Source organism: Erwinia sp. 2186, from assembly GCF_057812255.1.
This window is the reverse complement of the sequence record NZ_CM173824.1, coordinates 2,872,985-2,894,097: the sequence shown is the minus strand read 5'-3', so window position 1 is coordinate 2,894,097 and position 21,113 is coordinate 2,872,985. Positions and strand designations below refer to the sequence as shown.

Annotated in this window: 12 protein-coding genes; 3 read left to right on the top strand and 9 right to left on the bottom strand. The window is 55.5% G+C overall.

Translation table 11 applies throughout. The features are described from left to right. The 4 genes from ACXKZG_RS13315 to ychF all read right to left on the bottom strand — a co-directional run bounded on the left by ACXKZG_RS13315 (position 1) and on the right by ychF (position 12,669). Entirely contained in the window at positions 1-8,838 is an 8,838-nt protein-coding gene (locus ACXKZG_RS13315; RefSeq protein WP_488874986.1) for a two-partner secretion domain-containing protein, read from the bottom strand. Positions 8,839-8,847: 9 nt separating this feature from the next. Next, positions 8,848-9,378: a toxin-activating lysine-acyltransferase gene (locus ACXKZG_RS13310; RefSeq protein ID WP_488874985.1), complete on the bottom strand. Its 531-nt coding sequence runs from the start codon at positions 9,376-9,378 to the stop codon at positions 8,848-8,850. Further along, on the bottom strand, positions 9,378-11,063 hold the full coding sequence (locus ACXKZG_RS13305) for a ShlB/FhaC/HecB family hemolysin secretion/activation protein (RefSeq protein ID WP_488874984.1): 1,686 nt from the start codon (positions 11,061-11,063) through the stop codon (positions 9,378-9,380). The genes ACXKZG_RS13310 and ACXKZG_RS13305 overlap by 1 nt, the downstream gene beginning before the upstream one ends. Before the next feature lie 514 nt (positions 11,064-11,577). After that, positions 11,578-12,669 carry a redox-regulated ATPase YchF gene (gene ychF / locus ACXKZG_RS13300; protein ID WP_013201822.1) on the bottom strand — a complete coding sequence of 364 codons (1,092 nt, stop codon included), beginning with the start codon at positions 12,667-12,669 and terminating at the stop codon, positions 11,578-11,580. 353 nt (positions 12,670-13,022) lie between these two features. Here ychF and ACXKZG_RS13295 point away from each other — a divergent pair, with 353 nt between their 5' ends. Beyond that, entirely contained in the window at positions 13,023-14,504 is a 1,482-nt protein-coding gene (locus tag ACXKZG_RS13295; RefSeq protein ID WP_488874983.1) for a SulP family inorganic anion transporter, read from the top strand. Positions 14,505-14,757: 253 nt separating this feature from the next. Then, positions 14,758-15,411 carry an EAL domain-containing protein gene (locus tag ACXKZG_RS13290; protein WP_013201843.1) on the top strand — a complete coding sequence of 218 codons (654 nt, stop codon included), beginning with the start codon at positions 14,758-14,760 and terminating at the stop codon, positions 15,409-15,411. A gap of 308 nt (positions 15,412-15,719) precedes the next feature. Here the strand turns inward: ACXKZG_RS13290 and pth are convergent, their stop codons facing one another. After that, positions 15,720-16,307 carry an aminoacyl-tRNA hydrolase gene (gene pth / locus ACXKZG_RS13285; RefSeq protein WP_053143534.1) on the bottom strand — a complete coding sequence of 196 codons (588 nt, stop codon included), beginning with the start codon at positions 16,305-16,307 and terminating at the stop codon, positions 15,720-15,722. A gap of 275 nt (positions 16,308-16,582) precedes the next feature. On the opposite strand from pth, the gene ychH reads away from it, so the two are divergent. Further along, entirely contained in the window at positions 16,583-16,864 is a 282-nt protein-coding gene (gene ychH / locus ACXKZG_RS13280; protein ID WP_041691986.1) for a stress-induced protein YchH, read from the top strand. Positions 16,865-16,904: 40 nt separating this feature from the next. On the opposite strand, the gene ACXKZG_RS13275 is transcribed toward ychH, so the two are convergent. The 4 genes from ACXKZG_RS13275 to lolB all read right to left on the bottom strand — a co-directional run bounded on the left by ACXKZG_RS13275 (position 16,905) and on the right by lolB (position 20,940). Beyond that, positions 16,905-18,074: a GGDEF domain-containing protein gene (locus ACXKZG_RS13275; RefSeq protein ID WP_488874982.1), complete on the bottom strand. Its 1,170-nt coding sequence runs from the start codon at positions 18,072-18,074 to the stop codon at positions 16,905-16,907. Between the two features lie 267 nt (positions 18,075-18,341). Beyond that, complete coding sequence (gene prs, locus ACXKZG_RS13270; protein ID WP_013201847.1) at positions 18,342-19,289, bottom strand: ribose-phosphate diphosphokinase; 948 nt, start codon at positions 19,287-19,289, stop codon at positions 18,342-18,344. A gap of 134 nt (positions 19,290-19,423) precedes the next feature. Next, positions 19,424-20,320, bottom strand: a complete 897-nt coding sequence (gene ispE / locus ACXKZG_RS13265) for a 4-(cytidine 5'-diphospho)-2-C-methyl-D-erythritol kinase (protein WP_013201848.1) — start codon at positions 20,318-20,320, stop codon at positions 19,424-19,426. Beyond that, positions 20,317-20,940 carry a lipoprotein insertase outer membrane protein LolB gene (gene lolB / locus ACXKZG_RS13260; RefSeq protein WP_488874981.1) on the bottom strand — a complete coding sequence of 208 codons (624 nt, stop codon included), beginning with the start codon at positions 20,938-20,940 and terminating at the stop codon, positions 20,317-20,319. The genes ispE and lolB overlap by 4 nt, the downstream gene beginning before the upstream one ends. Positions 20,941-21,113 lie beyond the last annotated feature (173 nt).

Here is a 21,113-nt window from a genome sequence, read left to right as displayed (position 1 = left end):
TCAATTAGGATGGAAGTTACGAACTGTTCCAGTCGTTTTATCTACGTAAATTCTAAAATTAACACCATCCACGGTTACATTTACCTGACCACTCTTACTCGACATTGCCTCATTGAATCCCTTGGCAGCAGCCTGTTGCCCAAGATCTAAGATTTTCTGATCGGTGAATACATTAGGATCATAGATGGTTTTAGTCTCAACGGTAGTTTTATATTCACCAGTAAGACTTCCATCCCGATTCTTGGTTGGAACCAGATATTTCACTTCAGTAATACCCTTCACGCTTGTAGGTCTTTCACTGACTACTTTCACATTATATTCTTTCGCTGACTCATAAAATGCATTAGCATTATGACCGCCCGAGATCCCATTTTTCTGTGTAAAACTATCGACGGTTGCCAAATGTTTTGGCTGATCAATTTTGAAATTGATTCCCGATGGATAAACTACAACCTTTTCAGCCAATGTACTGAGTTTACTGACAGCCGCGACACCCAAAACTGGCGTCATCGAAGCGGCAACCGTCTTCATCCCGTCATAGGTTTCGATGTAATTTTCAGCTGTCACCTTATCAACACCAAGTTGAACCATTGCATAGTTCACCATCGCATCTTTCACCTGCTGCTGATTCTGGGCATCAACGCTGGTGATATTCAGCAGGTTTAATATCTGGCCGTAAGCGTCCGGATACATCTCGCTGACTTTGTTATTGTATTGCCCGGTTTCATACTCAGCTTTGGCTGAGTAAGCCTCCAGTCTAGCTGAAACACAACCACTACTGGCAGCTTTACCGTTACCACAGGCTTCAATCACCTTCTGATCGCGGCTGATATCCTTCTCGCGCAGATCGTTGATCTGCTGCTGCGCCTGCTCACGCTCTGCCGGGTCTTTACTGTTCTGGAGTTTCTGCTTCGCTATCTCAAGTTCAGTCTTCTCCGAAACGTGCAGATAATTATTCTCAACAGCATTTTTACCTGCCTGTGCCCCGGCAACCGCATCCGCTGTGCTGTCACCAACAACGCCACCGGCAAGTCCTGCCGCCAGTGTCCCCAGCGCGCTTATCGTCTGGCGCTGCTCTTCCGTCAGGTCTTTACGGTCAACGCCCGGATACATCTGCTGGGCTATGTATTCACCCATTACCGCGCCGGAGGCTCCTGCTAATGCGCTGTTGCCCGCAGCCCAGGAAGTTACTGCACCAACCACGGCATGAGCCATCAGATTGGCTTGGGTGTTCACCACATCCTTACCGTCAGGGCCTTTTGTGGTGGTCAGGTTATGGATTTGCTCAGCGAGGTAAGGCGCCGCCGCGCCGCTGACGGCCTGAGCGATATTCCCACCCGCCAGCCCCTGTACCGCAGCAGTCGCCGCCTGAATACCCTGCTGAATGGCGCTGCCGGTTCCCCATTGCTGTTGGGCCGTTTTATAGCCGGAGGTTTCCGTCAGGGCTTTATTCCAGGCGGCGCGTTCTTCCTTCGTGGCATTCTCACCCGGTTCTTTAACGCCTTTCGCAGCCAGCTCTGCCTTACCGGCTTTTGTGGCTTCTATCTGCCCCTGCGTCCAGGCAATATCACCTACCTGATTGCCAATCTGGCCAATCAGCTGCGCTTCCTTCAGCCGGTTCTGCTCTTTCTCTTTATCAAAGATTTGCCCCAGACCCGGATTGGCGTTCTCCACGTCGCGGCTCAGGTCGGCCACGTCCTGTTTCTGCGCGTGCTGGTCGCGAATAACAATCGTGCCATCCGATACCGCTGCTTTGGTGGTGCTGTCCGCGCTGCCCGAGTTGTTAATCCCGGTCAGCAGGCCGTTGGCCATGTTCCCGGCAAACTGGTTGCCGATGCTGCCGCCGGTGCTGATGCCCACGCTCTGATGCTGAACCTTATATTCAGCCTCGTTTTTTATGTCGCTCCAGCCCAGCGTGCCGGTATCCAGCCTGTTTTTATCTGCATCTGCCGTCGAACCAATAACCGCGCCGTTCAGCTGCGTATGCTCACCCACCGTGATATCGAAGCCGCCTTTGCCCGCCAGCAGTCCGGTCTGCTCCTGCACCGACTGATAGTCGCTGTGCATCTTATCCTTGCTCATGTTGATGCTGGCCGAGCCGGACATCGAGCCAAAGTTAAAGCTGGCACCCGCGCTGGTATTTTTCTGCTGCGCGTCGTAGGTCGCGCTGTCCTGTTCACTGGTCAATGTCAGGTTGCGACCGACATCCGCTTTAATGGATTCGCCGCTCACCTGCGCGCCGGTCAGTGTAGTATCGCGTCCGCTGACCAGCGTCACGCGATTACCGGCCGCAACCTGCGTTTCATTGTGGACAAGGCTGTCGCTGTTCTCGTGCCCGCTGCCTTTGTTGATGCTCGCAGACACGTTGATGCCCCAGCCGCCAGAACCCGCACCGATGCCCACGCCCACCGAGCCGCCGCTGGACGAGTTGGTGCCGCGTGAGCGTTCAGTGTCCTGGCTGGAGGTCAGGTTGATGTCGCGGCTGGCGTTCAGCAGCACGTCATTGCCCGCCTGCAGCTGGCTGCCCTGCACGTTGATGTCACCACTGCTGGCGATGACGTTAAGGTTATTACCGGCGGTGAGGGTGCTGCCCTGATGCGTTTTCTGCGTCAGGTTAGTTTCAGACTTCGACTGCTGGCTGCCGTAGGAAAGGCTGATGCCAATGGCGTTGTCCTGACTTGCAGCACCTGGCTGCGTTGCCTGCGCGGCCTGTACGCCGGACAATGCTGCCTGCACGCCTTTCAGCGCCTGCAGCCGTCCGCTGCTTTCCTGACGCGAATCTCTTGCGGTGGTGACCGTGGTATTCAGCGCGCTGCCCGCCACGCCGGAGAGTGCCAGCGTCAGACCACTCTGTTTAGTTTCATAGGTATCGCGCTGGCTCAGCCCCTGTTCGGCGGCGCTGACCGTGACATTTTTTCCGGTAAGCGTCAGATCTTTACCGGCGACGGCGTCAGAGCCGTGAACCAGCAGATCGTTGCCCGCCTGCATTGTCAGGTTGCCCTGCACGCTGCCCACCGTACTGCCACGCACGCTGTCGGTATGCGTGGTGGTGGTGGATTTTTGCGCGTTGCTGCCGTAACTCACACCGATGCCGCCGGTGCCGGACAGGCCCGATTTGGTCTCCTGAATCATGCGCGATTCGTCGCGCTGTTCAGCGGCGGTGGTTACGGTCAGATTATTGCCCGCCGCCAGCCGCACATCCTGCGTGCCCACCACGTCGCTGCCTTTCACCAGCAGGTCGTGACCAGCCAGCATCTGGACGCTGTCGCCAGACAGCGAGCTGCCGACCGCCGTGCGCGCATCGATGGTGGTGTGCGTCTCGCGGGTGGTTTTGGAGGCGATGCCGCTGGTGCCGCTGGCTTTGGTGTGCTCATCCATCTGCGTGCGGGATTCACCGCTGACGATGCTCAGATCGTTACCTGCGCTCAATGCCAGCCTGCCGCCGGCATTGACGCTGGTCGCCGTTGCCAGCAGATTATTGCCTGCGGCCAGATCCACGTTGCCTTTACCGACAATATCCGTGCCCAGCTGCGTGGATGACGACTGATGGAGCCAGTTGTCGCTGTCAAAATTGAGATTGTCGCGGCTGCCGGTGGTGACGGCGTTCAGGTTCATATCGCGTCCGGCGATAATCGCCGTATTGCCATTCTCGCTGCTGTTCACCACCTGCGCGGCAGTCAGATTGATGTCGCGTCCGGCCTGCAATCTCAGCGTGCCGTCGCCTTGGTCCACGTAAATACCGGCGATACGATCGAGGCTGGTGCGGGCAAAGTTACCGTCGGCGCTTTCAGCGGTGCGTGTGCCCGTGACGACGTTGATATCACGCCCGGCCAGCGCTGCCAGTGCAGAGCTGCCTTTCAGTACGCCGCCGAAATTATTGATATCAGTACGTGCCTGTAGAGCGGTGCTGTCGCCCTGAATCAGCCCGCCAAGGTTATTAATATTTTCGGCCACCACCTGCGTATTGGCGCGCGCATTGATACGACCGCTATTGTTCATATCGTCGCTCAGGTTCAGGCTGACGTTTTTCCCGGCCAGCAGCGCGCCGCTGCCGTCGAGGTCGCCCGACTGCACTTTGGCAAACAACTGCGGCACCAGTACCTTTTGCTGGCTGCCGTCGGGGAGGGTGACGGCCTGCGTCACCAGCCACACCATGTCGCCGGTGATCAGGCTCATCTGCTCAGCCGTTAACGCCATGCCCGGCACCAGATTCAGCTGTTTACCGTAGGCGATGCCCGCATCCATCAGCGCTTTGTACTGCGTCTGATCGCTGTCATAACCGTCCAGATAGCGCTGACCGGTCAATGAAATCACCTGCTGGCGGATAAGATTCTGCTCGTAATACGCATCGCCCAGCCGCTTGTGCACGTTGTCAGGATTGGTGACGAACGCCTGCAACATGTAATCCGAGCCGAGCCATTTTTGCGCATTGGTAAAACGGGGATCGGTTTCGACCAGGTAATCACTGCCAGCCGGATGGGTTTTATACAGGCTGTTATCCGGCAGGCGGGTGTTAGGACCTTGAGTGCGGATCACGCTGCCCGCCGCATCGCCTTTCGCGGCGGTATTCACCGGCACTTCAAAGGTTTTACCCGGCGGCAGCAATATCGCGTTGCCGGGATTAAATGCCGCGCCTGCGCTGAGGTCGCCCAGCGAAATATCACCCACGCTACCGCCCGTCCGGTTGTCAATCACCAGACCGCTGCCGCTAATTTGTTGATGCTCCTCTAAGGTGCTGGGTTTTAAGGTAATGCTCTGGATAACGGTGGGCGGGATGTAATCCGCCGTGCTCTTGCCCTGACTGTCGCCGCCTTTATTATGGATGCGCCAGTAATGGAACGCCTTGCCAACGTCACTGATGTGCCGCTCACCGGCCTCCTCCACGTTGTCGAGCGTGGCCGCGTTAATCACCAGATTATTACCGGCGATGATCTGGCTCTTGTCGTTCAGTACGTTGCCCGCGTTAATCGTCAGATTTCCGCCCGCAATGATGCGCGCCGGATCGCTGGTTTTGATGCGCGTTTCTTCAACGGTGCGTTCATATTCGTAACGATACCAGTTGTCGTTTTTGTCATTTTGTCGCCCCGGATAATCGGGCGTGAGCACAAAATCGACCTCATCATGCGCGAAACTGACCTCATCGCGACCATAGCGATTGGCATTGCCCGAGACCTGATACTCCTCAATATCTTCACGCGACACTTCGACGATCTCGGTTTCAAAATTGTCGTTAATGTTGTTCAGGCTGCCGACGTTAAGCAGCATGTCGCCCGCAGATTCGAGGGTTGCGCTGTGGTTGTTAACGGTTCCGGCCTGTCCGGTAGCGTGGCCATTGGCATCAATCGCGGCACCCACGCTCATCACGCCTTCGCTGTAAATCAGCGCGTGATCGCGATTGTTCAGCGTGCCGACGCCAAGATCTAAACGCTGACGGGCCGCGATGGTTGCTGCAGTACCATTCTCAGCGAGATTATTGAGCGTGCCTGCCTGGATGCTGAGAAAATCGCCATAGATGCGTCCGGTGCCGATATTACTGACGGTTCGGCCGTTCAGCCGCGTGGAATAACCATCAATCAGGCCGTAGTTGGTCAGGGTGTTGCTGACATCAAGAAGTGTGCTGTCGCCGCTGAGTTCAGCATCCTGCAGGTTAGTCAGATTGATGGCGGTGACGTGCAGCGTTTCACCGGCCTGAATCAGCTTTTCATTGCGGATATCACCGTGACTTGTGAACGTCAGATTGCCGTTGGCCTGCACATTACCCTGATTGGTGAAGCTGTTCACCAGCGTCACCGCCATATTACCCGCGGCCTGCAATGCGCCGCGCAGGTTGGTCAGCGTGCTGGCAACCAGAGTAAAATCGCCTTTGCTGGCGAGCATGCCGTCGGTGTTATCGAGTGCGGCGGTGTTCAACGCCAGATTGCTGCCGGAAATCACCTGGCCTTCATGGTTATTGACTTCGCCACTGCGCAGCGTGAAATCGTCCTGGGCGCTAATCAGACCGCTGGCGTTGTTGAAACGACTGCCTTGCGTATTCCAGTCAAGAATCCCGCCAGCCTGAACGGTGCCATGCTGATTATTCACTGACTGAGTTTGTGCGGTGATGCCGCCGAGCCCGGTGATTTGCCCGAACGGGTTCAGCACCTGCCCGGACGCAAGGCTGATGGCACCGGAGGCCAGTAGCGTGCCGTGCTGATTATCCAGCTCGCCGGTCGCCAGATGCATATTGCCCTGGCTGATTATCCCGCCGGTTGCGCCGCTATTGGTGTTGCTCAGCCGCTGGCCGTGCGTGTCGATACGCAGCGCAGCGCCGCTCTGCATCCGACCGCCGTTGTCGTTTTGCAGTTGTTGCGTGCTGAGCGATAAATCGCTGACAGCGCCGATTTGTCCCAGACGGTTATCGAGATTCGCCGTGGCAAGCGTTGCCGTGCCGCTGCTCATCACCAGCCCATTGCTGTTCAGCAGCTCAGCGCTTTGCAGCGCCAGTGACTGACCAGCAACCAGATTGCCCTGCTGATTATCAATGCCACCCGCCGTAATGCTGAGCTGTTCAGCGGCGGCAATCGTGCCACGCTGATTGTTCACCGCGCCGCTGCCGAGCTGCAACGTGGTGGTGGTGGCGGTAAGCAGGCCGTCACTGTTGTTCAGACCGTTGCTGGTGACTGAGAGTGTCTGACCGGCATTAATTTTTCCGCTACTGTTATTCAGCAGCTGGCTGGCCAGTTGCGTGTTGCCCGCCACGGCGCTGATGACTCCCGCTATGTTTTCAAGCGTTCCGGCGTTAACGGTCAGGTTCTGGCTGGCCGCCAGCGTGCCGCTGTGATTATCCAGTTTTTGTGCAATGTGGGTATTCAGTGAACCGGTACCGGCGGCAATAACCTGGCCTTTATGATTGTTCAATGAACCCGCGTTCAGGTTCACATCACCGTTACCGGCGAGTTTGCCGTCGCGGTTGTCCAGCGCCGACGTCACGTTGATATTCATTGCGCCATTGCCGCTCTGCACCATCTCACCCTGACGGTGCGAAAGGGTGCTGGCATCTATACGGATTTGCGCAGCGGCGGTGGTCGCGCCGTCAAAATTGAGCGCATCACCACGCAGCGCTAATCCACCGTTGCCGATCAGGCTGCCCTGACTGCCGTTCAGCGTGGAGGCCTGGATGTTCAGTTGTCCATCACCGGCGTGCTGAATTTTGCCGAGTCCGTTATCCAGCACGTCGGTGTTCAGCGTCAGGTTGTAGCCGTTGCTGGCAAGGGTGCCGCTATGGTTGTCGATGCCTGCGGCGTGCGACAGCAGCAGGTCGGCGTCACCCAGTTGGCTAATAGTTCCCTGGCGATTGGATAGCGCGGGAGCCGTGAGGTTAAGCCTGTCCGCCTGAATTTTGCCGCCGTCATTATTAATGCGCGTATTGCTGCTGGCGCGAAGGTTGTTCTTTGCTTCAACCGTGGCGCTGCGCGTGGTGACGTCGCCGCGAGTGGCATTCAGGTTGATATCGCTGGCATAAGTCTGGCTGTTGCTGATATCGACCGCGCTGCCTTGAGCGCTGAGATTACCCGCCGCGAGGTTACGCCCATTGCTGGTGAGCTGCCCGCGCGTGGTCAGACTCAAATCGCCTTGTGTACCGAGTGCGCCGTCGGCCTTCATCCCTGCGGCCAGCACGCCGCTGCTGGCATTAATGAGTGAACCGGCCTGAATGCGGTTGTTGCCTGCGGACGCCAGCACGCCCTGATTACTGACCTCGGAAACGGCCTGAATCTGGCTGTCACGCTGCGCGTAAACCGTGCCGCTGTTGCGAATATCGGCGTTACTGGTCAGCGCAATATCCTGCGCGCCGTTAATGCTGCCGCTGTTTTCAATGCGACCGTCGCTGCTGAGGGTAAAGTTGCCCGCCGTGGCGCCCAGCGAACCGGCGTTGCGCACGCCAACACCCTGTTCAGTGCCAATCAGACGGATTTTACTGGCGTACATGCCGCCAAGTGCTGCCACGTCCAGCGCCACCTGCGGGCGACTTGCCGCAGCGGTCTGGCCTGCCGTCAGCATTTCATGCGCCGCATCGACCTGATTGAGACCGGTCGTTACCTTTAGATCGTTGGCCCAGACGCCCGCGTTCACCTTGACGGTGCGGGCAATGATGTCGGTGTAATCCTGGCCGCGTGAATCCAGACCTTTGCCGTTAATGACAACTTCGCCGCCGCTGACCTGATAGCCGGTCAGGTTGCCGTTGCTCAGCTGCGTCTGGCCGGTGGTCAAGGTTGCGCGGTTGGCGTTGATAAAGCCGCAGCCATCGCAGGTGATACCGGACGGGTTGGCAATCACCACCTGCGCTTTTCTGCCGGCGACTTCCACGTAGCCGTTGAGCTGGCTGGGGTTGCGTGAATTCACCTCGTTGAGGATCACGCTGGCTTCACCGCGCGCCAGCCACGGGTTACCGGTGACCATGCCGCCGAGCTGGGTAGGGGTGTTGCCGTGTGAGTTGTTGAGGATGACACCTTTCTGATCGACATCGAACTGGCTGTAGTTATTGCGTGATACGCCGCCCGCGCCTGGCGTCTGGATGTTGACCTGCGGCGTGCCGTTGGCCGTAGCGATAACGGTGGGTTGCTGGTTACCCGGAGCCTGGCCGTTGGCCACGATCTGCGCCTGAGCGGGCAGCACGGTGACGCAGCCCAGTGCGCTCAGCAGGGCGAAGCGCATCGCGGAGAGCGTACAAGTCTGGCTGGCTTTCTGTTGTATCCGATGCGCGCGCGCCTGTTTGCCTTGCCCGCTGCGGGCGATATCGGCCACAACCATCAGCATGCCGCGCGCTTTGTTGAAAATGATGCGATAGAGAAGTTTGTTCATCTGATGTCCTTATCCGATTTCTGGAAGCGCCACGCTGAGTGGATTTGCCTGCTGCCATTGCCTGGCGGCGGCATGTTTAATGCTCTTTCCATGAAAAAAACGCACCCGCTGACCGCGTTGCTCGCCCTGATGATCTAACGCCCGGAGGCACTGCTCAGGCAAAATCACCTCGCGAGTGAGCTTCTGTAGCGCGCGCACCTCACCAAATGGGGCAATGAAATCGGTGATCCACAGGCGATTGCCGCTGGTCCAGTCTTGTTCTTTCATCATCACTGAAGCGTTCGTGAGATAGCGCCGTTCAGCGTCTTCATTCATCCGCGCCCATCCGAGGAAGAACACCGGTTTACCGTTTTTCACCGCGATGGCGTACTGCTGCTGTTTGATCAGTGGCAGCAGCAACGTCGGCAGGGTATGGAGCGGCGCATCGCGATGGCGTTCTGAGTGCATCCACAGCCAGACCGCCATGCCCAGCACTTCGGCTTCGCGGGTGTCATCAGGCGTGACCCACGGCGCAATCAACCTGTAGCCATTGATTTCCATCAGTAACTCCAGTTGAGGTTGAAGCCCAGCGTCAGGCCGCTGGTTTGATAGCCTGCGGGTTTAGAGAGTGGAATTCCGGCAAACAGGTCATAGCTGGTGCGCAGCGCGTAGCCGCGCAGTCCTACCGCGCCACCGGCCAGATGCTTGCCGATCAGATAATCCTGCCCGCTGTTACGTCCGCTGACTTCGCCATAATCCAGCGCCAGATAGAGTTCCTGCGACGGTAGCGGTGTGGCCCAGCCAATGTCGTTACGGAGATACCAGCCTTCATCGGCGTTCAGCGTGCGCTGGCCGTCAAAACCGCGCACCGACCAGCGGTTGCCAATGGCAAACTGGTCCTGTGGCGTCAGCGGCGTGTTGCTCATCTGGCGCAGATACTGGGTGTTAAAACTGAATCGCTGGTTGAGGAGTGAGAACGGCACGGCCAGCTGCGCATTCAGCTGGACAATTTTCGACAGGGCGGTGGCTTCCCCCCAATACTCTTCCGGCGCGGGCTGTGCGCCAAACCAGCGGGTGCCGCGCTGATAGCTGACGCCCGCATCCAGCGTGGCGCTACCGAGATAGTGGCGATGTTGCAGACCGAGTTTCCACGCCGAGGTCTGGCGGCGCTGCACTTCAATCTCGGTATCGTTGATGAAATTGCGGGTCTCTCGTGTGATGACGTCGTAGCTTAGCGTAGTTTTCTGGCTGCCGTTGCGGTGCAACACGCGGCTGATATTGGCGTTCAGACTTTTACTTTTGCCGCTGTATTGATAGTCGGTGAACGCCCCGGCCACCGTCTGGTTGTAGCGGTAATCACTGGTGGTGATGCCCGCCAGCCAGTAGCCAAACGGCACCGAATAGCTGCCGGTGAAGTTCTTCGTGCCTTTATCATTGCCGAACTGCAAATCATGGCTCGCCGAAACGTAGAGCATATCGCTCAGCGAAAGGGGGTTATCGACATACAGCGTGAGTCCACCCTGGTAACGCCCGGTAGATGTCGATCCGGAATCATCGAGCGATGCGCCCAGCCGCCACATTTTGCTCTGGTTCCACTGCACGGCCATCACGCTTTCGCCAGGCGCACTGCCGGGGATCAGCGCCATATCGGCCTGAACGGTAGGCAGGCGTTGCAGGTTTTCCAGTCCCTGCTCGGTATCACGCAGGTCGTAGAGTTGGCCTTCACGCGAGGGCAGTGCGGTGGCTAGCGTGACATAGCGATCGCTGGGATCGGTGCGTGTAATGTGGCTGATTTTTCCGGCCAGCAGCTGGAGCGTCAGCGTGCCACGCGACAAATCCTGCGGCGTTGCCAGCACGCGGCTGGTGACGTAACCGCTGTCGATCATGCGATTCTGCAGTACGCTCATCAGCAGGTTAATCCCCTTTACGCCCAGACAATGCCCCTGGCCCTGATTGGCCAGACGTTGCAATGGAAGCCAGCCCGGAAAGTCATTCAGGCCGTTCAGCGTGATCTGCTGAATCTCAAAACAGGGATTTTCTTGCGGGAAGCTGACGCGCGATGAACTGCTTGCGGGCGCAGGCAGACGGATGTCAGGCGTCGGCGGCTGAAGCTGGGCTTCAATCGCTTTCTGGCGCTGTTGTTGAATAATATCCTGTTCGTTAGCAGTTGCGATCTGCGGGAATAGGGTGCCGATTGCCAGCGCAAATACGCCAGCGGCAAGCGATATGCCTGCTTTCTCTTCCATGAGTGTGTTCCGTAATTATGGTCGTTCCTGACTAATGTTTATACTTTACCTGTTTATTTTGTGATTTCAATATTCACTGTGAGATTTCTCTAACGTTAAAATATAAGAAATTTCCTACAATATTCTGAGGTTTTTTCTTAATGAACTTGATTAATGAGAATGGAAATAATATGAATTGGAAATTGTTTTTTACTGATGTGTGACTTTATCTACACCTGATTTATATTTCATAGCCTGTACACCACGAGGGGCTCTAAATATCAGTGGCGGAGGTAATAAGGCCTAATCTTTAATAATTCATTCAGCTTGGACTTAATAAGATCTGCTTTTGTTCCTGAGCTGCCTCAGTCCATTCAAGTCGGAGGTACTCACCTGCGTACTCAATTTTAACTACGCTTCTACGAAACCATTTGAGACTCTATGAAATAAAAAAAATCCACGCAATTGCGTGGATTTTGTAATTTTTGCGATTCTTATGAGATTCATTCAAACCTCATGAGACCGCAATAACGATTTAGACGTTAAACAGGAAGTTCATCACGTCGCCATCTTTGACGATGTACTCTTTACCTTCTGAACGCATCTTGCCGGCTTCTTTCGCGCCTTGCTCACCCTTGCAGGCGATGAAGTCATCAAAGGCGATAGTCTGGGCGCGGATAAAGCCTTTCTCGAAGTCGGTGTGGATCTTACCGGCGGCCTGTGGCGCGGTGGCACCGACCGGGATGGTCCAGGCACGTACTTCCTTCACGCCCGCGGTGAAGTAGGTCTGCAGGTTCAGCAGCGAGTAACCGGCGCGGATCACGCGGTTCAGGCCTGGCTCTTCAATGCCCAGCTCGGCCATAAACTCTTCGCGGTCGGCATCTTCCAGCTCGGCAATATCAGACTCAACGGCGGCACACACGGGCACCACCACGGAACCTTCCGCTTCGGCAATCGCACGCACGATGTCGAGGTACGGGTTATTTTCAAAACCATCTTCGTTCACGTTGGCGATATACATGGTTGGCTTCAGGGTCAGGAAGCTCAGGTAGCGGATGGCCGCTTTATCTTCGTCACTCAGATCCAGCGCGCGCAGCATGCCGGCTTTTTCCAGATGCGGCAGACATTTTTCCAGCGCGGCCTGTTCAGCTTTGGCGTCTTTATCGCCGCCCTTGGCTTTCTTCTGCACGCGCTGCAGAGCACGTTCGCAGGTATCAAGGTCAGAAAGTGCCAGTTCGGTATTGATGGTTTCAATATCGTCAGCCGGGTCCACTTTGTTGTTCACGTGAATGATGTTGTCGTTTTCAAAACAGCGCACCACGTGGCCGATCGCTTCGGTTTCGCGGATGTTGGTCAGGAACTGGTTACCCAGGCCTTCGCCTTTCGACGCGCCTTTTACCAGGCCAGCGATATCCACGAATTCCATGGTGGTCGGCAGAATGCGCTGTGGCTTAACGATGGCCGCCAGCTGATCCAGACGGGAGTCAGGCATTGGCACCACGCCGGTATTTGGCTCAATGGTACAGAACGGGAAGTTAGCTGCTTCGATGCCCGCTTTGGTTAACGCATTGAACAGGGTGGATTTCCCGACGTTTGGCAGGCCCACAATACCGCATTTGAATCCCATGTTTGAATCACCTTAATTGCTTGATAACCAATGAGCCAGACAACTCACCGGTGTTATTAGTTGGTTACTGCTAAAAGTTACCGCGCATTATACACGGAATTATGCGGCAAATGACGTTGATTTATGCCCAGCCGTTCAGGTTTAGGGTTGAGATCTGCCTCACAATTCCCGATACTGACCTAACTTTACAGCTGACGGAGAACGCCGCAGATGCATCGCTTGCTGCTTACGCCACCTTAAGACTTCCCTTGCCAGCAACGCCTGTTGCGCCACTCGTCTTTCTGACGAGCCTCTTTGCGCCCGTTGTTCCGCGGTGCAGGATTTCACCTGAATAATGATAACTGGAAATTTTAATGTTTAATCTGAGCAAGCTCAGGGCGAGTGACGTCAAAAACGACGTGCTGGCCGGTGCCGTGGTGTCTGTTGCGCTGATCCCGGAAGCGACGGCATTTTCTCTGCTGGCCGGGCTGTCGCCGACCATCGGTCTGCATACCGCCTTTATTCTCGGGCTGGTCACCGCCTTCTTCGGTGGTAAACCGGGAATGATCTCCGGCGCGGCCGGGTCGATCATCGTGGTGCTGATCAGCCTGATTACCCAACACGGCTACGAGTACGTGCTGCTGGCAACCATCCTGGCCGGGCTGATCCAGCTGGCGATTGGCGTACTGCGACTCGGTAAGTTTATCCGTCTGGTGCCGCAACCGGCGATATACGGCTTCGTTAACGGCCTGGCGATCGTAATAATGCTGGCCCAGTTCCCAATGATTAAAGGGCAGGGGCCGGTGATGTATGCGCTGGTGGCGCTGGCGATGCTGATCGTCTGGCTGTTCCCAAAACTGACCAAAGCCATTCCCGGTTCGCTGGCGGCGCTGATTGTCATCAGTGCGATTGCCATTGGTTTTGGCCTGGATACCAAACGCGTTGGCGACCTGGCGAATATCTCCGGTTCACTGCCATCCTTCCATCTGCCGACCGCGCCATTAACCTGGGAAACCCTGAAAATCGTGCTGCCGTATGCGGTGGTGATTGCGCTGGTGGGGCTGATTGAGTCGCTGCTGACGCTGGCGGTGCTGGATGAAATGGGCAGCAAAAAGGGTGCCGGCAACCAGGAGTGCGTGGCGCAGGGCATCGGTAACACCATCTGCGGCTTTTTCGGCAGCTTCGCCGGCTGTGCGATGATCGGTCAGTCAATTATCAACTTCACCTCCGGCGGGCGCGGGCGCATCTCCAACCTGGTCGGCGCGGTCCTGCTGATCCTGTTTGTCATTAGCCTGTCGGACTATATCGCACTGCTGCCGGTGGCGGCGCTGGCGGGCATTATGTTCGTGGTGTGCATTAACACCTTCGAATGGAGCTCCATTAAACGCCTGAAACGCATGCCGAAAGCCGATGCGGTGATCATGATCGCGGTAACGCTGGTGACGATTTTCACCGACCTGGCAATGGCAGTAATCTGCGGGGTGATTATCTCGGCGCTGGTCTTTGCCTGGCAGCATGCGCGCATCACCATTATCGCGCAGTCGGAAAAAGAGGGTGAGAAAACCTACCGTCTGGAAGGGCCGCTGTTCTTTGGTTCCACCGCCAGTTTCCAGGAACTGTTTAATCCGCAACAGGATGCCGACAGTGTGGTGATCGATTTCGCCCGCACCCGGGTGATGGATTCCAGCGGCGTCGAGGCGATCGACAAGCTGACCGCGCGCTACCTTGAAGCCGGCAAGAGCCTGCGTCTGCGCCATCTGAGCGAAGATTGCATCAGCCTGTTGCGCCAGGCCGGGCCATTCTGCAGCCATGAACTGGACGATCCGGATTATAAAGTTACCAGTAATGATGCCTGAGTCATGAAGGGATTGCCGGGCCAACCGGCAATCTTAAAAATTCCAATACGGTCAAAAAATCCTGACCATCAGGAAAGGTTGAGAACGATAAAAATTGTTGCCAGAGGTGACTAAACAGTAAAGCTGCCGCTGGACCTGCCGATAACGTTAAAAATCGTCGTATTGATTCGCTGTTTTACAGAATAAGCATCTATGTTTTATCTGTACGACGATTTTTAGCATTGGCAGGACGCCTGAACATTGGCATGAAGGCATGATACATAATTACAACTGTGTTCCTATCCACACGCTGAACGGTGAACTGATCGCACTGGATCTGACGCCGGGCGAAATGGACATTGATTCGGGTACTCCGCTGGTCGATCAGCTCGATCCGGAAACCCTTTTGCTTAATCAATTGCTCACCATTGAGCATTACGCTGACTATTTCCAACAACACGGCTTGCTGTGCTGCCTGACAATCAACTTCCAACTGGCCAAAGTGGTCAGCCAGTCGGCGTTTATCCAGCAGATCCTCAGCCATTTGCCCTTTATCCGTCTGAAACTGTCAGAGGATTTCCCGAACCTGCACGATGGTCCGAACAATCCGCTGCTGCGCACGCTGATCGAACAGCTCAACATCCTGTGGCTGGATGATTTAGGGGCAGGGGACGCGAACCTGAATGCGCTGCAGTCGAAAATGTTCGAAGCGGTGAAGTTGGATCGGCAGTTCTTTCTCGATAACGTCACCAAACCCTGGTTCAGCATCCTGATCGCCAATATCCGCCAGTACACCAACCGGGTGATTGTCGAAGGGGTTCAGAGTGAAATTCAACTGGGGAAACTGGCCGAAAGCAAAATCTGGGGCGTTCAGGGCTACTTCTTACCGATGGTGGCGCTGAAAGAATTGGGCAAAGCCGACCAGTAATCTTTCGTTTAACCTGTATGTTCACCGAGCGGGTAACGATCTCAGCCTTTGACCTGTGTGTTCACCGAACGGGTAACTATCTCAATTGCTACAGGGTGGTGCCACAGGGCGCGTTAGCCGGGTGTATGCCGCAGGGATGCGGCATCCAAGCCCCCAGGGATGGGTTCACGGCGTCCCGGATAACGCGCCCTGTGGTAACGCCGAGCCACTGCACCGGTTTTGACCTTAAAATCACCGAGCCACCAAACCCGGTTTTGACCTTAAGATCACCGAGCCGCCGACCCGGTTTTGACCTTCAACCGAAGAAATTACTCAGCCTTATAACTGTGCAACCGGTTCATCGCCTTTAAGCGATCTTCCTTCAACCACACCTCAGTACAGCGCGCGGCTTCATCAATGGCATTATCAATCAACGACTGCTCGGCTGATTGCGGCTTGCCTAACACAAATCCCACCACCTTGTTGCGATCGCCCGGATGACCAATGCCAATCCGTAAACGGTGGAAGTTTAGATTGTTGCCCAGCTTGCTGATGATATCCTTCAAGCCATTGTGACCGCCGTGACCGCCACCCTGCTTGAACTTCGCCACGCCCGGCGGCAAATCCAACTCATCATGCGCTACCAGAATCTCTTCCGGCGTAATCCGGTAAAAGGTCGCCATCGCGGCCACCGCTTTACCGCTTAAATTCATAAAGGTCGTCGGAACCAGTAAACGGACATCTTCGCCGCCAATATTCAAACGCGCGGTGTAACCGTAAAACTTACTCTCTTCTTTTAACGCTTGATTGTGACGCTGTGCCAATAAATCGACGTACCAGGCACCGGCATTATGGCGGGTGGCGGCGTACTCTGCGCCGGGATTGGCAAGGCCCACAATCAGTTTAATGCTGCTCACTTGTCTGTTTTCCTGAAGAGTGCGGTGAAGAAGGGGTCTAGTGTACTTTGCCCGGCTGAAAACGCAAAATCCCCCACCAAAACGTGACACACTCCGCAATAGTTCACTGGCGTTATAATGCATTTTCTATAAGAAATCAGTCGCTTGTGCGTAAAGAATTGTCAAACTTTTAGCAACAAATGTGATCTGTCCCGCACCAACTTAAACATCTATTGCATAAACTTATGACATCCGGGCACAGGACAACGCCCTTATCTGGAAACTGGAGGGGAATGATGAAACGTAAACATGCCAATTTGACCGGTAATTCATTAATGGTGTTTGGGCTGGTGGTGATGGTTGCTGGAGTCGGTTACTCCGTGCTTAATCAGCTGCCGCAACTGCAATTGCCCCAGTTTATGGTTCACGGCGCAATCTTCAGCATCTTTATCGGCGCATTGCTCTGGCTGGTCGGCGCGCGCATCAGCGGACGTGAAAAAGTCGCGGACCGCTACTACTGGGTGCGTCACTACGATAAACGCTGCCGTCGCAGCACCGATGGGCATAGCCACCATTAATCCCGTTAAAAACGCCTCTGTTCAGAGGCGTTTTCATCCCTTATCCCGCCACGCCTGACAGCGCATTCGCCTCGGTTGCCACAAAACGCGTCACCCGATTTCGCCCCAATGCCTTTGCCTGATACAAAGCTTCATCAGCGGCGACCATTAACGTTGGTATCTGATGGTAGGCACCCTGCGCGGTGGCGACACCGATACTCACCGTGTAATTCACCCCTTCCGGATGGGAATGCTCGACCGTCTGACGGATCTTCTCGGCAATCCGCAAGGCATCGCGCTCGCTGGCCACCAGAATCGCCGCAAACTCTTCGCCGCCTAATCGCGCAAAATGACTCTGCGCCGGCAGTGATTGCTGCACCTGTCGGCAAAAATCAATCAGCACCAGATCGCCCTGATTGTGACCAAAGCGGTCATTGATGCTCTTAAAATGGTCCAAATCGAACAGCATAATTGTCAGCGGCTGCGCCGTTTTATCGCACCGGCGAGCCAACGCTTCGCCCTGCTCAAACAACGCGCGACGGTTCCAGACGCCGGTCAGGGGATCGAGCAACGAGGCGTTCTTATACTTGATCTGCGTGCGCTCATTGACCATCGCCAACATGGTAAAGGTCAGCCCGATCACCATCATGATCGACTCCAGAATGACGTAAACCGAAAAGGTCGAACCGCCAATCGCGCCATGAAACGGGCTGGGAATGCCGCCATCCACCACCGCGCGCGTCAGATGGAACACCAGATGGATCCACAACAACAGCTGGGCCGGCCAGTAGGTCACCGGCAAGGTGGCCCGCGAACGGTGCAACTCAATAATCATCCAGCCGGTGTAAATCACACACAGCAGACAGACGGCCAGAATGCGCATCGGCATCGAGTGGTAAAACGTCGACCACTGACACAACGCCAGCCACACCAATGGCCCGGTCAGCCATAACCAGCCGCTGCGCGCGCCGCGAAACGCCCGAAACGACATCACCAGCAGACTGTAGGCCAGCATCACCAGCAGATTACCCACGCCGACCGGCAGAAAAAGACTGCCGTTACTGCGCAAACTGCTCAGGAACACCGCAATGATGGTGATCACCAGCGCCAGGCACTGAAAGCCCAATACGCGATTATATTGTGAGCCTTTCCATGCAAACACCATGATGATGCTGAGAAAAAACAGCACATAGAGCTCGCAAACAAACAGGGTATAGACGTCCAGCGTCATCTTAGGATTATTCCTGGTGGAATCATTCAGGCAAAATATCATTAATAAATAGCGGCCAAAAGAGCTGGCTGGCGGGAATGATAAAAAGAGTTGCGAGAGAGGACAATAAGGACTAAAGGGCGGTACAGAAGGGCTGAGAACAGAGGCAATCGCCGGGGAAGGCTGGAGGCGGACCCTTAGATTGTTACGGAAGTGATAAAACAGGTTAACGAATTTGGAATAATTGGCCGGGAAAAAAGAGGGACGGGCGAACCCGTCCCTTCGCTATCAATGCTCGAACATCGCAGAGATAGACTCTTCATTGCTGATGCGACGGATCGCTTCAGCGAGCATGCCAGACAGCGTCAACGTACGCACGTTTGGCAGGGCTTTAATCTCTTCCGGCAGCGGAATGGTGTCGCAAACCACCACTTCATCAATCACGGAATTACGCAGGTTTTCCACGGCATTGCCGGAGAAAATAGGGTGCGTGGCGTAAGCGAATACACGCTTGGCACCACGCTCCTTCAGCGCTTCAGCAGCCTTGCAAAGCGTCCCACCGGTGTCGATCATGTCATCCACTAACACGCAGTCACGGCCAGCGACGTCACCGATGATGTGCATCACCTGTGAAACGTTAGCGCGTGGACGGCGTTTATCGATGATCGCCATATCAGTGTCGTTCAGCAGTTTAGCAATAGCACGGGCGCGAACCACACCGCCGATGTCCGGGGAAACCACAATCGGGTTCTCCAGGCCAATCTGCAGCATATCCTCAAGCAGGATCGGGCTACCAAATACGTTATCAACCGGGACGTCAAAGAAGCCCTGAATCTGTTCAGCATGCAGATCCACAGTCAGTACGCGATCGACACCTACGCTGGAAAGAAAGTCAGCAACCACTTTGGCCGTGATGGGTACACGAGCGGAACGTACGCGACGATCCTGACGGGCATAACCAAAATACGGGATTACGGCAGTAATACGGCCAGCGGATGCACGGCGCAGGGCATCTACCATCACAACCAGTTCCATCAGGTTGTCATTGGTAGGGGCACAGGTGGACTGGATGATGAAAATATCACCACCGCGTACATTTTCATTAATTTGTACGCTCACTTCACCATCACTGAAACGACCGACGGCGGCGTCGCCCAGGCTAGTGTAAAGGCGGTTGGCAATACGTTGTGCTAGTTCGGGTGTTGCGTTACCAGCAAAAAGCTTCATATCAGGCACGAGAAGAACCTCAGGCTTTGCGTCCAGAGAATGAACATCATCGTTAGCGGCACTGGGCGGAATACCGTAACGACGGTTTCATACGGGTATAGTCATCTACGTGCAGCATCAGGAACGTGGCGATGCTGTCACGGTCACTCTAATAACGTCGAAAGGTGGCGGTGCAGCGGCGAAACGTTAACGCCTCGCGCAACAAAGCTCTGCCACGCTTTCGGCGTTAGCTCAAACACCTGGCGGGCAGCGGACTCGGTGTCGAATTCAGCAAACACACAAGCTCCTGTCCCGGTCAGGCGCGACGGCGCGTATTCTAGCAGCCAGGAAACGAGCTGTTCAACCTCGCGAAAACGTTTTCTTACGACTGGTTCACAATCATTACGGAATTCAGCACTTAATAACTCACTGATTTCGCGGGCTGGCGTGGTGCGGATCAGCTCAGGATCGGTGAAAACAGCCGGTGTGGAAATGTTCACGCCAGGGTGGACAACAAGATACCATTTTTCTGCAGGCGACACCGGAGTCAATTTTTCGCCGACGCCTTCAGCAAAAGCAGCGAAGCCTTCCACGAACACCGGAACGTCCGCGCCCAGCGATAATCCCAAGTCGGCCAGCTCGCTCAGCGTGAAGCCGGTTTGCCACTGGTGATTCAGCGCGACCAGCACCGTGGCCGCATCAGACGAGCCGCCGCCCAGCCCGCCGCCCATCGGCAGGCGTTTCTCAATGGCGATGCTGGCACCGGCCTGCGCCGGTAGCGTTCCGCGCAATGTTGCCTGCTGCTGCAACAGCTTCGCCGCCCGCACCACCAGATTATCTTCCTCTTTTACCCCGACCACCGGCGTCAGCAGGCCGATCTGCCCGCTGGCGTTGGTTTCAATGGTCAGGGTGTCGCCATAATCGAGAAACTGAAACAGCGTCTGCAAATTATGGTAGCCGTCAGGACGACGGCCCGTGATGTAGAGAAATAAATTCAGCTTGGCGGGCGCCGGCCAGCTTTCACGGCTGCTCGCCGTCAGGGGAACGTTGCCTGCACTCATTTAACGATCCAGCTGTCCATTTTCAGTTTGATGCGCTGGTTGCCTTCTTTCAGCTCAAGATTGGACGGCAGCGTCGGGTTCTGCTTGCTGTCATAACCCTGATAGGTCACCTGCCAGTTCTGGCCGTCGCGGCTGTAATTCACCGACTTGAGGCGATACTGGTCGTCCAGCGTGTAATCGGACGATTCACCCGGCAGGCCCATCATCCACTGACGCAGGCTGTTTAACGGAATATCCATGCCGGTCAGCTGAGAAATCATCTTCTCGGCGTCATTGCTGGTATAGCGTTTGCCTTTGTTGTCGACTAGCTGCACCACGCTGCCCTGGGCATCCAGCTGCAACTCGGTGCTGCCCAACGGGTTGGTCAGGATCAAACGATAGCGATCGGGGGAGGTCTGCTGCCAGTTAAAACGGGCATAGACTTTCTGGCTATCAGAAAGATAGGCAAAAGCGCCGCGGGTCTGATATTGCGTGATTTTTTCAACGTCTTGCTGGTGCTGCTGCCATTGTGGCGAGGAAATACTCTTGCCAGGACCTTGCGGTTTATTGATGGTACAGGCGGTCAATAACAGGGCGGCAAGCGGGAGAAGCCGCATCAGGCGGCGATTCTGCGTAAACATTAAGGGGTCAACTCCTCAGACTCCGGAAGGGCTTTCATGCCCAAAGTAACCGTCCAAGCTAACCAGACCGGCGGACGGCGTCAATGCTCAATTTGTCTTATTTGATGCATAATAACTATATCTTGTTACAGCCTTCGGTGAACGATGGCTTTTCTTGATCTCGCGCATCTTGT

Bases quoted from the DNA above. Each gene is read 5' to 3' on its own strand.
- ychF (WP_013201822.1), bottom strand. From the start codon at position 12,669: ATGGGATTCAAATGCGGTATTGTGGGCCTGCCAAACGTCGGGAAATCC.
- ispE (WP_013201848.1), bottom strand. From the start codon at position 20,320: ATGAGTGCAGGCAACGTTCCCCTGACGGCGAGCAGCCGTGAAAGCTGG.
- ACXKZG_RS13315 (WP_488874986.1), bottom strand. From the start codon at position 8,838: ATGAACAAACTTCTCTATCGCATCATTTTCAACAAAGCGCGCGGCATG.
- ACXKZG_RS13310 (WP_488874985.1), bottom strand. From the start codon at position 9,378: ATGGAAATCAATGGCTACAGGTTGATTGCGCCGTGGGTCACGCCTGAT.
- lolB (WP_488874981.1), bottom strand. From the start codon at position 20,940: ATGTTTACGCAGAATCGCCGCCTGATGCGGCTTCTCCCGCTTGCCGCC.
- ACXKZG_RS13295 (WP_488874983.1), top strand. From the start codon at position 13,023: ATGTTTAATCTGAGCAAGCTCAGGGCGAGTGACGTCAAAAACGACGTG.
- ACXKZG_RS13305 (WP_488874984.1), bottom strand. From the start codon at position 11,063: ATGGAAGAGAAAGCAGGCATATCGCTTGCCGCTGGCGTATTTGCGCTG.
- ACXKZG_RS13290 (WP_013201843.1), top strand. From the start codon at position 14,758: ATGATACATAATTACAACTGTGTTCCTATCCACACGCTGAACGGTGAA.
- ychH (WP_041691986.1), top strand. From the start codon at position 16,583: ATGAAACGTAAACATGCCAATTTGACCGGTAATTCATTAATGGTGTTT.
- ACXKZG_RS13275 (WP_488874982.1), bottom strand. From the start codon at position 18,074: ATGACGCTGGACGTCTATACCCTGTTTGTTTGCGAGCTCTATGTGCTG.